The sequence below is a fragment of the Ancalomicrobiaceae bacterium S20 genome (genome assembly GCA_040269895.1).
Taxonomy (GTDB): domain Bacteria; phylum Pseudomonadota; class Alphaproteobacteria; order Rhizobiales; family Ancalomicrobiaceae; genus Methyloraptor; species Methyloraptor flagellatus.
Genome location: CP158568.1, coordinates 3,856,706 through 3,873,215, shown reverse-complemented (window position 1 = coordinate 3,873,215; position 16,510 = coordinate 3,856,706). Strand labels below are relative to the sequence as shown.

Genomic DNA, 16,510 nt, shown 5'->3' with positions numbered 1-16,510 from the left:
GGAACCAGTATCGATTTGCTGGGTGGAAACGACTCCCTCGCGATGACGAGTGGAGGCAACAATCTCGCGAGCTTCTCCAACGTCGAGACCATCACCGCGGGCGCGGGCAGCGACACGGTTGCGCTCACCACGGCGATTTCGGGCGGCAAGGTCGACCTCGGCGCCGGCTCCGATACGCTGACGCTGGCCAACGCGGCCAACAAGGTCACGGCGGTGAACATCGAATCGATCGCGGGCGGGACGGGCTCGGATCAGGTCGTTCTGACCGACGTTGTGAATACCCTCACGGCCTCCTCGGTGGAATCGCTCACGGGTGGCTCGGCCGCCGATACGGTCACGCTGGCGTCGAACGCCAGCAACGCCTCGGTCTCCCTCGGCGCCGGCTCCGACCGCCTGACCCTCGCGGACGGCGGCAACACCGCCTCGGTCGGCAGCGCCGAAACGGTTTCCGGCGGCTCCGGCGACGACGTCATCACCTACACGACCGGCGTGACCAACGCGACCGCCGACCTCGGCGACGGCAACGACAAGCTGACCCTGACGGGCGCCACCAACAGCATCTCGGTCGCCAACATCGAGACCGTCGCGGGCGGCACGGGTGCCGATACCGTCACCCTGTCGGCCCCGGTCGCGGGCGTTTCGGTCGACCTCGGCGGCGGCAGTGACAACCTCACACTGGCGGCCGGCGGCAACACGCTGACCGTGGCGAACACCGAGACCGTCACCGGCGGCACCGGCGACGACACCGTCAACTTCTCGGCCGGTCTGACCAACGTCTCGGTCGACCTCGGCGCCGGCCACGACCAGATCACGCTCGCCAACGCGGCCAACAGCGCCACCGTCGCCAACGTCGAGACCATCTCGGGCGGCACGGGCGCGGACACCGTCACGCTGTCGACCCAGGCGGTCGGCGCGCAGATCGACCTCGGCGCCGGCTCCGACAAGGTGACCTTCGCCAACTCCGGCAACAACACCGCCACGGTCTCGAACGTCGAGACCGTCGTCGCCTCGGCCGGCTCCGACGTGATCACGCTGACGACCGGCGTCACCAGCGGCTCGGTCGACCTCGGCGCGGGCAGCGACCGGATCATCTTCGCCGACGCAATCAACAGCGCGACCGTCACCAACGTCGAGACCATCTCGGGCGGCGCGCTGAACGATACGCTGACGCTCGGCTCGGCCGTGACCGGCCTGTCGGCCGACCTCGGCGACGGCAACGACAAGCTGACCCTCGCGCTCGGCACCAACACGCTGTCGCTCGCCAACGTCGAGACCGTCGTCGGCAACGCCGGCAGCGACACCGTCACCCTGACGACCGGCGCGGTCAATGCCTCGCTCGACCTCGGCGGCGGCAACGACAAGGTCACGTTCGGCGACTTCGCCAACGCCGCGACCGTCGGCAACACCGAGACCATCGTCGGCGGCTCCGACGCCGACGTGATCACGCTCGGCACCGGCGGTGCCGTTGCGTCGATCGACCTCGGCGCCGGCTCCGACAGCCTCGCCCTCGCCTCGGCCGGCAACACCGTCACCGCCGCCAACGTCGAGTCCGTGCTCGGCGGCTCGAGCGCGGACGTGGTCCAGCTGACCACCGCCGCGTCCAATGCCAGCATCAATCTCGGCCTCGGCGCCGACCAGCTGACCTTCGCCAGCAGCGCCGGCAACACCGCGACCGTGTCGGGCGTCGAGACCGTCACGGCCTCGTCCGGCTCCGACTCGATCACCGTCGCGACCCAGGCGAGCAACGTCCGCTACGATCTCGGCGCGGGCTCCGACAGCCTGACGCTCGGCGACTTCGCCAACACCGCCACGGTGCTGAACACCGAGACCGTCGTCGGCGGCAGCTCGACCGACACCGTTACCCTCGCCACCGCGCTCGCCAACGGCTCGGTCGACCTCGGCGTCGGCAACGACAAGCTGACGCTCGCCAACGGCTCCAACTCGATCTCGCTCGCCAACATCGAAACCGTCGTCGGCGGCTCCAGCACCGACGTCGTGACGCTGCAGACGCAGATCACCAACGGCTCGATCGACCTCGGCGCAGGCACGCTCGACAAGGTCTACCTGAGCGACCAGGACAACTCCGTCTCGGTCGTCAACGTCGAGACCGTGGTCGGCGGCCTCGGTGCCGACACCGTCACCGTCACCTCGGGCTCCAACGTCCTCATGGACCTCGGCGACGGCTCCGACACGCTGTCGCTGGCCGGCTCGACCAGCACCGTCTCGGCCGCCAACGTCGAAAGCATCAGCGGCGGCACGGGTGCCGAGCAGGTCACCCTGACCACCAAGGCCGAAGTCCTGACCGTCAACCTCGGTGCCGGCTCCGACAAGCTGACGCTGGGCAACTTCGACAACACGCTGACCACGCTCAACGTCGAGACGATCACGGGCAACGCCGGCTCCGACACGGTCGCGATCGGCACCCAGCTTTCGAACGCCTCGGTCGACCTCGGCGCCGGCTCCGACACGCTGAGCCTCGGCGACTTCGCCAATACCGCGAGCCTTGCCAACGTCGAGACCGTCACCGGCGGCAGCGCCGCCGACACGCTGACGCTGACCTCGGCGATCGCGAACGGCTCGATCGACCTCGGCGTCGGCAACGACAAGCTGACCCTCGGCGGCTTCACCAACACGGTGACCGTCGCCAATGTCGAGACCGTCGTCGGCGGCTCGAGCGTCGATACCGTCACGCTGGCGACCCAGCAGGCGAGCGGCACCATCGATCTCGGTGCCGGCAACGACCGCCTGAACCTCGGCGACTTCGCCAACACCTTCGTCGCCTCGAACGTCGAGACCCTGACCGGCGGCGCGCTCGCCGACACGATCACCATGGGCACCGGCCTGACCGGCGCCTCGCTCGACCTCGGCGACGGCTCCGACACGCTGACCCTCGGCGGTGCCTCGAACACCGTCACCGTCGCCAATGTCGAGACCACCACGGGCACCAGCGGTGCCGATACCGTCACCGTCGTCGGTGCGCTGACCGGCGCGTCGTTCAACCTCGGCGCCGGCTCCGACCAGGTGACGCTCGCGGCGGCCGACAACACCGTGTCGTTCTCGAACGTCGAGACTGTGCTCGCCGGTTCGGGCGCGGATACCGTCACGCTCAACGCCACGATCTCGAACGGCAAGGTCGACCTCGGCGCCGGCTCCGACACGCTGACGCTCGCCCTCGGCGGCAACACCGTCTCGGTCGGCAACGTCGAGACCATCCAGATGGCCTCGATCGGCACCGGCAACGACAGCGTCACGCTGACGAGCCAGGCCTCGAACGCCTCGATCGACCTCGGCGGCGGCAGTGACCAGGTCACCTTCGGCGCTTACGCCAACACCGCGTCGATCTCGAACGTCGAGACCGTGACCGGCAACTCCGGTTCCGACACCATCACGCTGCAGACGACCGCCTCGACGGTCGACCTCGGCGCCGGCAAGGATCAGCTCACGCTGGCCGACGTCACCAACACGATCAGCGTCTCGAACGTCGAGACTCTGACCGGTGGTCTCGGCGACGACGCCGTGACGGTGAACGCTGCCGTCGCAGGCATGACGATCGACCTCGGCACCGGCAACAACCGCGTCACCTTCGCGGGCGGCACCAGCTCGGTCTCGCTCGCCAACGTTCAGACCGTGACGGCCGGCGCGGGCGCCGACACCATCACCTTCACGACGGTCGCCGCGACCAGCGTCGACCTCGGCGGCGGCGCCGACAAGCTTGTGCTCGGCGATTTCGCCAACACGATCAGCACGCTCGCCAATGTCGAGACCCTGATCGGCGGCAGCGACACCGACACGATCACGCTGTCGACCGCCTCGAGCAACGGCTCCATCAACCTCGGCGACGGCTCCGACACGCTGACGCTCGCCGCCGGCGCCAACACGCTGACCGTCGCCAACGTCGAGACGGTCACCGGCAACACCGGCGCCGACACGGTCACGATCGCTGCCCAGATGACCGGCGGCAAGGTCGACCTCGGTACCGGCAACGACAAGGTCACCTTCGGCAACTTCGACAATACCGCGACCGTCGCCAGCACCGAGACGGTGATCGCCGGCTCGGGCACCGACACGATCACGCTCTCGACCGCGCTGGTCGGCGGCAGCGTCGATCTCGGCAAGGGCTCGGACACGCTGACCCTCGCCTCGGTGGACAACTCGGCCACGATCTCGAACGTCGAGACCCTGCTCGGTGACACCGGCTCCGACACGATCACCCTCGGCTCTGCGGCATCCAACGCGCTGGTCGACCTCGGCTCGGGCAGCGACCGGCTGACCCTCGCCAACCTGCCGAACACGCTGACGGTCGCCAACGTCGAGACTGTCACCGGCTCGGGTGGCAACGACATCCTGACCGTCTCGACCCAGTTGACCAACGGCTCGATCGACCTCGGCGCCGGCACCGACAAGGTCACCCTCGGCGACTTTGCCAACACCGCCTCGCTGACCAATGTCGAGACCGTCGTCGGCGGCTCCGACGTCGACACGATCACGGTCACCTCGGCCGCCAACGCCACGATCAACCTCGGCGCGGGCAGCGATACGGTGAGCTTCCTTGGCGCGACCAACCGCGCCACGCTGTCGAACGTCGAGAGCGTGACCGGCGGCACCGGCGCTGAGACGCTGACCATCGCCTCCGCCGCGACCGACCTGACCGTCGATCTCGGAACGGGGTCCGACAAGCTGACCTTCGGCGACTTCGCCAACACCGCGTCGCTGACCGGCGTCGAAACGGTGGTCGGCGGCTCGGACGTCGATACGCTGACCATCGCCTCGGGCCTGACCAACGGCTCGATCGACCTCGGCGCAGGTTCTGACTCGCTTACCGTTGCGGGCTCCTCGGCCTCCACACTGACGGTCGCCAACGTCGAGACCGTCGTCGGCAGCGACGGCAGCGACACGCTGACGCTCAAGACGCTCCTCACCAACGGCTCGATCGACCTCGGCGCGAACAACGATCGCCTGACGCTCGCCAACGGCGCCAACAGCCTCACGACCGCGAATGTGGAGACCGTGGTCGGCGGCCTCGGCGCCGACACGCTGACGGTCGGCGCGCAGCTGACCAACGGTTCGATCGACCTCGGCGCCGGCTCCGATGCCGTGACGCTCGGCGGCTTCGTCAACACGGCCACGATCGCCAACGTCGAGTCCGTCACCGGCGGCTCCGACGTCGATACCGTCACGATGGGCAGCACCTCGAACGTCTCCGTCGACCTCGGTGCCGGCTCCGACGTGCTGAACCTGACCGGCGCGACCAACAAGCTGTCGGTCGCCAACGTCGAGAGCATCAGCGCGGGCACGGGCGCCGACAACGTCACCCTGTCGACCGTGGTCACCGACGGCACCTTCGATCTCGGCGCCGGCAGCGACAAGCTGACCCTCGGGGATTTCGCCAACACGGCGTCGGTCCTCAACATCGAGACCGTCGTCGGTGGCTCGGCCGCGGATACGCTGACCATCGCCTCGGGCCTGACCAACGGCTCGATGGACCTCGGCGCGGGTTCCGACTCGCTGACCATTGCCGGCTCGACCGCGACATCGCTGACGGCCGCCAACGTCGAGACCCTCAACGGCGGCACGGGCAGCGACACGATCACCCTGTCGACCGGCGTGACCAACGCCCTCGTCGACCTCGGTGCCGGTAACGACCGCCTGACCCTCGCCTCGACCACCAACAGCCTGACCGCGCTCAACGTCGAGACGGTGATCGGCCAGGCCGGCGCAGACACGCTGACGGTTGGTGCTCAGCTGACCAACGGCTCGATCGACCTCGGCGCGGGCTCCGATGCGGTCACGCTCGGCAGCTTCGTCAACACGGTCACGATCGCCAATGTCGAGTCCGTCACCGGCGGTGCCGACATCGACACCGTCACCATGGGTGGCACCTCGAACGTCTCCGTCGACCTCGGCGACGGCTCCGACCTGCTGACCCTGACCGGCGCGACCAACAAGCTGTCGGTCGCCAACGTCGAGAGCATCACCGCCGGCACGGGCGCCGACAACGTCACCCTGTCGACGGTGGTCACCGACGGCACCTTCGATCTTGGTGCCGGCAACGACAAGCTGACCTTCGCCGACCAGATCAACACCGCCTCGGTCGTCAATGTCGAGACCATCGTCGGCGGCTCGCTCGCCGACACGCTGACCGTCGCCTCCGGCCTCGCCGCCGGCACGATCGATCTCGGCGCGGGCTCCGATACGCTGACCTTCTCCGGCTCCAGTGCCACGACCGCGACGATCGCCAATGTCGAAACCCTCAACGGCGGCACGGGCAGCGATACGCTGACGCTGTCGACCGGCATGACCAACGGCCTCGTCGATCTCGGCACCGGCAACGACCGCCTGACCCTCGCCGCGTCCACCAACAGCCTGACCGCGGTCAACGTCGAGACGGTGATCGGCCAGGGCGGCAGTGACACGGTGACGTTCACGACGGCGCTCGCCAACGGCTCGATCGACCTCGGCGCGGGCGCCGACTCGGTCCGTCTCGCCGATCAGGCCAACACCGTCACCATCGCCAACGTCGAGACCGTCACCGGCGGCGCCGACGCCGACGTCGTGACGCTCAACGGCACCAATGTCTCGGTCGACCTCGGCGACGGCAACGATCGCCTGACGCTCACCGGCGCGCTCAACCGCGTCACGGTGGCCAACGTCGAGAGCGTGACGGGCGGCACGGGTGCCGACACCCTCACCCTGTCGAACGCTGCGGTCGATCTGACCCTCGATCTCGGCGCCGGCAGCGACAAGCTGCAGCTCGCCGACCAGATCAACTCCGCCTCGCTCGTCAACATCGAGACGGTGGTCGGCGGCAACGCGGCCGACACGATCACGATCGCCTCCGGCCTCGTCGGCGGCACCGTCGACCTCGGCGCCGGCGCCGACACGCTGACCATCGCCGGCTCGACCGCGACAACGATCTCGGTGGCGAACGTCGAGACGCTGAACGGCGGCTCGGGCTCCGATACGGTCACGGTCACGACGCAGCTCGCGAGTGCCGCGATCGACCTCGGTGCTGGCACCGACAAGCTCGTGCTGGGCAACTTCGCCAACACGGCGACGGTCGCCAACGTCGAGACCGTCATCGGCGGCTCGGGCGTCGACACCGTGACGCTGGCCTCGACCACCAACACCGTCGACCTCGGCGCCGGCGTCGATACGCTGACGCTGTCGAACGACGCCAACACGCTGTCGATCGCCAACGTCGAGAGCATCGTCGGCGGCATCGACGTCGACACAGTGACGGTGTCGAGCGCGGTGACCAACGTCAGCTACGACCTCGGCGGCGGCGGTGACACGATCACCTTCGCGGCCGGCGGCACGGCGACCGTCACCAACATCGAGACCGTCATCGGCTCGGCCGGCAACGACGTCATCACGCTGGCCACCCAGGCCGACAACATGACCGTCGACCTCGGCGGCGGTCTGGACAAGCTCACCCTCGCTGCCGCGACCAACACGATCTCGATCGGCAACGTCGAGACGCTGCTCGGCCAGGGCGGCGACGATACGGTCACCTATACGACCGCGGCGGCCAACGCGAGCATGGACCTCGGCTCGGGCGCCGACTCGCTGACCTTCACGGCCTCGGGCAACACCGCGACCGTCGCCAACGTCGAGACCGTCACGGCCGGCGCGGGCGCCGACACGATCACCGTCGCCACCCAGTCGGGCGCCGCGACCTATGATCTCGGCGGCGGCAACGACAAGCTGATCCTCGGCAACTTCGCGAGCACCGCGACCATCGGCAATGTCGAGACCGTCGTCTCCGGCACGGCCGCCGACGCGCTGACCTTCTCGCAGGCGCTCTCCAACGGCTCGGTCGACACCGGCGCCGGTACCGACACCGTGATCCTGGCCGATCAGGCCAACACGGTGACGGTCGCGAACGTCGAGACCCTGAAGGGCGGCCTCGATGCCGACGCGATGACCTACGTCACCGCGGCCTCGAACGTCTCGGTCGACGGCGGTGACGGCAACGACACGCTGACGCTCGGCAACTTCACCAACCGGCTCACGGTCGCCAACGTCGAATCGGTCCTCGGCGGCACCTCGAACGACACGGTCACGCTGACCACGGTCTTCCAGGGCGGCACGGTCGACCTCAACGGCGGCAACGACACGCTGACGCTGGCCAACGGCGACAACCAGATCACGGCCTCGAACGTCCGGACGCTGACCGGCGGCACGGGCAACGACACCGTGACGCTCGGCTCGATCATCACCAAGGGCTCGATCGACCTCGGCGTCGGTACCGACAGCCTGACGCTCGCCAACGGCACCAACAGCCTGACGCTGTCGAACGTCGAATCGCTGACCGGCGGCACGGGTTCGGATCAGGTCACGCTGGCGACCATCGCCAACAACGTCGCCTTCGACCTCGGTGCCGGCAGCGACCAGCTGACCTTCGGCGCCTTCAACAACGTCGCCTCCGTCACCAACGTCGAGACCGTCGTCGCCGGCTCCGGCTCCGACACGATCACGCTCGCCTCGGGCGTGACCAACGGCTCGGTCGACCTCGGAGCGGGCAGCGACGTGCTGGCGCTGTCCGACTTCGGCTCCAGCCTGTCGGTCTCCAACGTCGAGACCGTCACGGGCGGCTTCGGTGACGACGCCGTCACGCTGGTCACCTCGGTCAGCAACGTGAAGCTCGACCTCGGCGACGGCAACGACCGAGTCACCTTCGGCAACTACGCCAACGTCGCGACGCTGGCGAATGTCGAGACGATCGTCGGCGGCACGGGCGTCGACCGGATCACCGCGACCACCCAGTTCTCGGGCACCGTCGATCTCGGCGCGGGCACCGACAGCTTCACGGTCTCCGGCGACTTCGACAACACGTTCAGCGCGACCAACGTCGAGAGCATCACGACCGGCACGGGCACCGACACCGTGACCCTCGTCGGCACCCTTGCGAACGCCAAGATCGACCTCGGCGGCGGCTCCGACAGTCTGACGCTCGGCGGCGCCACCTCCGGCACCATCACCAACGTGGAGTCGATCCTCGGCGGCGGTTCGGCCGACACGATCACGCTCGGCAGCCAGGCAGCGGCCGGCGCTTCGGTCGACCTCGGCGGCGGTGCCGACAAGCTGACGCTCGGCAACTTCAACAACACGCTGACGGTCTCGAACGTCGAGACCCTGGTGGGTGTCGCCGGTAGCGACACCATCACGCTCGGTTCGACGCTCTCCAACGGCTCGATCGATCTCGGCGCCGGCTCGAACAGCCTCGTGCTGGCCGACGGCGGCAACACGATCACGCTGGCCAACATCCAGACCCTGACCGGCGGCGCCAACGCCGACGCGATCACCATGGCCGGCCAGGCTTCGGGCGTGACCTACGACCTCGGCGACGGCAACGACACGCTGACCCTGTCGAGCTCCGCGGCCAACACGCTGACGGTCCGCAACGTCGAAACCGTGACCGGCGGCGGCATGGCCGACGTGGTGACCTTCGACACGCAGTCGAACGACCTCTCGGTCGACCTCGGCGCCGGCTCCGATCGCGTGGTGTTCGGCAACTTCGTCAACACCGTAAGCGTCACCAACGTCGAGACGGTCACCGGCGGCTCGGACGTCGACTCGATCTACCTGCGCTCGGCGATCGTCGGCGCCTCGATCGATCTCGCGGCCGGCACCGACTACCTGGAGCTCTTCAACGGCACCAACTCGGTGACGACCGCGAACGTCGAGTCGATCAAGGGTGCGGCGGGCGCCGACACCGTCACGCTGGCGGCCAACACCACCGGTGTGTCCGTCGACCTGATGGGCGGCACCTCGGACAAGCTGGTGTTCGGCACCGGCACCAACAGCGCCACGGTGGTGAACGTCGAATCGGTCATCGGCGGCACGGGCGGCGATACGCTGACCTACTCGGCCGCGGTCACCGGCGCCTACGCCGACATGGGCGCGGGCACCGACAAGGTGGTATTCGCCGACGGCACCAACACCGCGACCGTCCTCAACGCCGAATCCGTCTACGGCGGCACCGGCAACGACACGGTCACCTGGGCCGGCACGGCCAACGCCACGGTCGACCTCGGCGACGGCGCCGACCGCCTGAACCTCGGCGCGGCGACCAACACCGTCACGGTGATGAACGTCGAAACCGTGGTCGGCGGCGCGGCGGTCGATACGATCCGCTTCGCCACCCAGGCCGACGGCGTGTCGGTCGACGGCGGCGCGGGCTCCGACTCGGTCCGCTTCGGCGACTTCGCCAACAACGTGACCGTCGCCAACGTCGAGACGATCACCGGCGGCAGCTCCGTCGACACCATCACGCTCGGCGCCGGCGCCAGCGCCTCGCTCGACCTTGGGGCAGGCGAAGACACCGTTGTCCTGACCGGTACCGGTTCGAACGCCAACGCCGTGACGCTCGCCAACGTGGAGACCATCCAGGTCACCGGCGTGTCGGCCGACGTCGTCAAGCTGACCACGCAGGCCTCCAACGTCGCGATCGACCTCGGCGCCGGCTCCGACAAGCTGATCCTCGCGGATCTCGCCAACACGCTCGTCGTGACCAACGTCGAGACCGTGATCGGCGGCTCCGCGGTCGACACCATCACCATGGGTTCGGCCGGCACGATCAGCGTCGACCTGGGTGTGGGCTCCGATAAGCTGACGCTCGCCGACGGCACCAACAACGGCACGCTGGCGAACGTCGAGACCCTGCTCGGCGGCTCCGGCTCCGACACGGTGCTGTTCACCACCCAGCTCGCCAACGCCTCGATCGACATGGGCGCCGGCAGCGACAAGGTCACGCTCGGCAGCTTCGCCAACACCGCGACCTTCACCGGTGTCGAGACCATCCAGGGCGGCTCGCTGGCCGATACGCTCACGGTCACCGACTCGCTGGTCAACGCCTCGATCTCCGGCGGTGCCGGCTCCGATACGCTGACGCTGGCGAACTACGCCAACAGCGCCACCATCGGCACGGTCGAGACCGTGACCGGCGGCAGCGATGCCGACACGATCACGCTGTCGGCCGGCGCCTCGAACATCTCGCTGAACCTCGGTGCGGGCTCGGATACGATCCAGCTCCTTGGTGCAACGGGCTCGGCCAACGTGATCTCGGTCGCGGCGGTCGAGAGCGTCACGGGCAGCGCGGCGAACGATACGGTGGTGTTCAACGCGGCGACCTCGGACGCGACCGTCGACCTCGGCGGCGGCTCCGACACCCTGCGGCTGTCCTCGGCCGGCGACAACACGATCGCGGTCTCCAACGCGGAGACCATCGTCGGCGGCACGGGCTCCGACACGGTCAACATCGCCCAGGCGATGACCGGGTCGATCAACCTCGGCGACGGCAGCGACACCCTGGTGTTCGCCAACGCTTCCGGCACCAACACGGTGACGGTCGCGAATGCCGAGACCCTGGTCGGCAGCGGCAATGCCGATACGATCACGCTCGCCTCGGCGGCCTCCGGTCGCATCGACCTCGGTGCCGGCAACGACGTGCTGACCCTCGGCAACTTCGCCAATACGGCGACGATCGCCGGTGTCGAGACGATCAACGGCGGTGCCCTCGTGGATACGCTGACGATCGCCAGCCGCCTGCAGAACACCCTGATCGACCTCGGTTCGGGCAACGACACCGTCACGCTCGGCGACTTCGACAACACGGGCACGATCTCCAACGTCGAGACCATCACCGCCGGTACCGGCGCTGATACGATCACGCTCGGCGCGGCGATCAACCGCGGTTCGATCAACCTGGTGTCCGGCAACGACACGCTGACCTTCGCCGATGCGGCGTCGAACTCGGCGACGGTGTCGAACGTCGACACGGTGGTCGGCGGCTCTGGCAACGATACCGTCACGGTCGCGACGCTGGTCACCAACGGCTCGATCGACCTCAAGGCGGGCTCTGACCTCCTGGCCTTCACCTCGGGCGGCAACAACACGGTCACGCTGGCCAACGTCGAGACGATCACGGCGACCGGCGGCTCTGACACCTTCACGATCACGACGCAGTTCAACGGCGGCTCCATCGACCTCGGTGCCGGCAGCGACAGCATCGCGTTCAAGTCGAGCAGCGTGAACTCCGCGACGATCGGCAACGTCGAGACCGTGACCTCCAGCTCCGGCTCGGATGTGATCGTCTACTCGACCGCGATCACCAACGGCTCGGTCGACCTCGGCGCGGGCAGCGACAGCCTGACCCTCGGCGGCGCCAGCGGCTCCGCGACCTCGGTCTCCACGACCAACGTCGAGACGATCTACGGCTCGGCCGGCTCCGACACGGTGACCTTCACCGACCAGGCGGTCAGCACCCTGATCGACCTCAAGGGCGGCTCCGACACGATCGCCTTCACCAGTGGCAGCGCCAACACCGCGACGCTGGTCAATGTCGAGAGCGTGACCTCGAGCTCGGGTGCCGACGTGATCACCACATCCGGTGCGATCACGGCCTCGATCGACCTCGGCGGCGGCAGCGACCAGCTCGTGCTGGACGATGCGACCAACAAGGTCACGGCGACGAACATCGAGTCCATCACCGGCGGTGCGGTCAACGACACGATCTCGCTGACCAGCCAGGCGTCGAATGCCTCGATCGAACTCGGTGCCGGCAGCGATACGCTGACCTTCGCCAGCACGAGCGACAACACCGCCTCGGTGGCGAACGCCGAGACGATCTCCGCCTCGACCGGCTCCGACGCGCTGACCATCTCGGCCGCGATGGCGAACGGCTCGATCGACCTCGGCGCCGGCTCCGACACGCTGACCTTCTCGGCAGCGGCGACCTCGGTCACCGTGGCCAACGTCGAGACGATCACCGGCTCGGGCAGCGCCGACGCGATCACGATCTCGTCGGCCGGCGCGAACTACAGCGTCGACATGGGGGCGGGCTCCGACTCGGTCGCCTTCACCGGCGGCGTCAACACCGCGACCATGGCGAACGTGGAGACGGTGACCGGCGGCACGGGTGACGAGACGATCACCCTGACCACCGCCGTCACCAATGCCTCGATCAACCTCGGCACCGGTGTCGACAGCCTGACCCTCGGCCTCGACGGCGCCAACACCGGCAATACGGCCTCGGTCTCGGGCATCGAATCCCTGGCTGGCTCGAGCGGCATCGACGTCGTGACCCTGACCGGTCAGGCTTCGGGCATGTCGGTCGATCTCGCCGGCGGCAGCGACGGCATCGTTCTCGGCGCCTTCCGCAACACGATCACGCTGACCAACGTCGAAAGCGTCACGGGCAACATCGGCGTCGACCAAGTGACGATGACGACGAAGCTCTCGAACGTCACGGTCGACCTCGGTATCGGCTCCGACACGCTGACCCTCGGTGCGGTGGACAACACCTTCACCGCGGCCAACATCGAGACGATCACCGGCAACACCGGCAGCGATATCGTGACGCTGGCGACCCAGATGCTCAGCGGCCAGGTCGACCTCGGTGCCGGCTCCGACAAGCTGACCCTGCTCGACGCGGTCACCAACACGGGCACGGTGTCGAACGTCGAAACCCTGCTCGGCGGCAGCGGGTCCGACATCCTGACCTTCGGCGCGGCGCTCGCCAGTGCCACGCTCGACGGCGGTGCCGGCAACGACATCTTCCGCCTCGCCTCCGCGGCGAACACGGCCACGATCTCGAATGTCGAAACCCTCTACGGCGGGTCCGACGTCGATACGCTGACCATGGGTGCCGCACTCGCCGGTGCCTCCATCGACCTCGGTGCGGGCAACGACACGATCACGCTGGCCAACGCCACCAACTCGGTGACGATCGCCAACGCCGAGACGATCACCGGTGTCGGTGGTTCCGATACGGTCACGCTGGCCGGCATCGCCTCCAACGCCTCGATCGACCTTGGCGGCGGCTCCGACACCCTGACGCTCGGCGGCTTCGGCAACACGATCAGCGTCGTCAACGTCGAGACCATCATCGGCGGCGTCGGTGCGGATCTGGTGACGGTGACCGGTGCCCTGACCGGCAGCGTCGACCTCGGCGGCGGCTACGACAGCCTGACCCTGCAGGGGTCCGGCAACACGGTGACGGCGCTCAGGATCGAATCCCTGCTCGGCGGCGCCGGTGCGGATACGATCACCTACGCGGCCCAGGCCATCGGCGCGACCATCGATCTCGCCGGCGGTTCGGACACGGTCAATCTCGGCGACTTCGTCAACACCATCACGATGGCGAACGTCGAGACCGTGAACGGCGGCAACGTGGCGGATACCGTGACCTTCACGACCGCGCTGAACAACGCCTCGATCGACCTCGGGGCCGGTTCCGACCGTGTGGCGCTGGCGGATCTCGCCAACACCCTCACCATGGCCAATGTCGAGGTGCTGATCGGCGGCTCGGCCAACGATGTGGTGACGGTCAACACCGGTGCGGCCCTGTCGGTCGATCTCGGCGGCGGCTCCGGCGACAGCCTGACGCTGGCCCAGAGCTCCGGTACGGTGTCCCTGACGGCGACAAACGTGGAATCGATCCACGGCTCCGGCCAGGCGGATACGATCAGCCTCGCGGCTTCCTCCACCACGAACCTCGATGGTGGCGCGGCCTCGGATACCCTGATCCTGCAGGGTGGCGCGAACACGATCACCTCGGTGAACATCGAGTCGATCGGCGGCGGCGTCGGCAACGACAACGTCACGCTCGGCAACAGCAACGCCACGGTCAACCTCGGCGCGGGCACCAACACCGCGGTGGGCGGTGCCGGCAACGACACGATCGTGCTCGACCAGAACCTGGGCGGCTACACCGACATCCACAACTTCGGCGCCGCCGGCACCGACGGCATCGTCCTGCACAACACCGCCAACGGTGGCGTCTACGACGTGTCGAGCCTGACCGACGGCACCAACATCACCCATGTGGCCAACGCGAGCGCCGTGACCAGCACGGTTCTCTCGACCAACGGACACGGCGGCTTCGTCTACGACGACAACAGCGGCAGTCTCTACTATGCCGCGAACGGTGACTTCCGGAACGGCGGCGCGGTCCTGGTCGGTGTGGTCCACTCCGACACCGGCAGCACGGCCTGGACCTACGACGCCACCAAGTTCAGCGTCGGCTGATCGGTCGCGGTCGGAGGAATGCGATCGGGCACGGCATCGGGAAACCGGTGCCGTGCCCTTTTCTTTCGGGTAGGACCGCATCGCCAGCCGATCGGAAGGGCTTCTCCCTATCGACCCGCGTCGCATAGGCGGTCGGTCGGACGGCTGCTATAGGTCGGCGACGGCCCGGCGGCGGGGAGCCGGGCGCCACGGGCTGTGGCGGCGACGCGACGAGGACGACATGCTGCGGGACAAGCGCATCCTTCTGGTCATCGGCGGCGGCATCGCCGCCTACAAGGTGCTCGAGCTGATCCGCCGTCTGCGCGAGCGCGGCGCTCGCGTCCGCGCGGTCATGACCGAAGCGGCCAAGCAGTTCGTCACGCCGCTGACGGTCGGCGCCCTGACCGAGGATCGGGTCTATTCCGACCTGTTCGACCTGACCGCCGAGCACGAGATCGGCCACATCCGGCTATCGCGCGAGGCGGATCTGGTCGTGGTCGCGCCGGCGACGGCCAATCTGCTTGCCAAGATGGCGAACGGCATCGCCGACGATCTCGCCACCAATGTGCTGATCGCCACCGACAAGCCGGTGCTCGCCGCCCCGGCGATGAACCCGCGCATGTGGGCGCATCCGGCGACCCGTTGCAACGTCGACTTCCTGACCGCGAATGGCGTCGCCCTGGTCGGCCCGAATGTCGGCGCCATGGCCGAGCGCGGCGAGTTCGGCCCCGGCCGCCTCGCCGAGCCGGCCGAGATCCTGGCCGCGATCGAGCGGCATTTCACCCTGTGGCCCGTTCGCTCGACGGGCTTTCGGCGATCGTGACCTCGGGCCCGACCCACGAGCCGATCGACCCGGTGCGCTACATCGCCAATCGGTCCTCCGGCAAGCAGGGCCACGCGATCGCGAGCGCCCTGGCCAAGGCCGGCGCACGGGTGACGATGGTCGCCGGTCCGGTGACGATCGGCGACCCGGCCGGCGTCACGGTGGTGCATGTCGAGACCGCGCGCGAGATGCTCGCGGCGGTCGAGGCGGCGCTGCCGGCCGACATCGCCGTCATGGCCGCCGCGGTCGCCGACTGGCGCGTCGCGACCGAGGCATCCGAGAAGATCAAGAAGGGCGAGGGCGGCACGCCGGTGTTCGCGCTGACCGAGAATCCCGACATCCTGAAGACGGTCGGCCGCCATCCGACCGCGCGGCCGAAGCTGGTGGTCGGTTTTGCGGCCGAAACCGAGAACCTGCTGGCGAATGCGCGCGGAAAACTCGAGCGCAAGGGCGCCGACCTGATCGTCGCCAACGACGTCAGCCCCGAAACCGGCATCATGGGCGGCGACCGCAACACGATCCGCTTGGTCACCGCCGACGGCGTCGAGGACTGGCCCGACATGGCCAAGGGCGAGGTGGCGGAGAAGCTGGTCACGCGGCTGGCGGCGATGCTCGGGCGCGGCTGACCGGTCACACGATCAAGAGCAGGAGAGCTGCATCCGAACCAATCGGATCGGA

At 68.4% G+C, this 16,510-nt stretch carries 1 protein-coding gene and 1 pseudogene; both read left to right on the top strand.

Annotated features, from left to right (window positions below; all coding sequences use genetic code 11):
* Window positions 1–42 precede the first annotated feature (42 nt).
* Window positions 43–15,030, top strand: a complete 14,988-nt coding sequence (locus tag ABS361_17500; GenBank protein XBY43841.1) for a hypothetical protein — start codon at window positions 43–45, stop codon at window positions 15,028–15,030.
* A 220-nt stretch (window positions 15,031–15,250) separates the two neighbouring features.
* Window positions 15,251–16,458, top strand: a pseudogene (gene coaBC, locus ABS361_17495) (bifunctional phosphopantothenoylcysteine decarboxylase/phosphopantothenate--cysteine ligase CoaBC).
* Window positions 16,459–16,510: the final 52 nt, after the last annotated feature.

Bases quoted from the DNA above. Each gene is read 5' to 3' on its own strand.
- ABS361_17500 (XBY43841.1), top strand. From the start codon at position 43: ATGACGAGTGGAGGCAACAATCTCGCGAGCTTCTCCAACGTCGAGACC.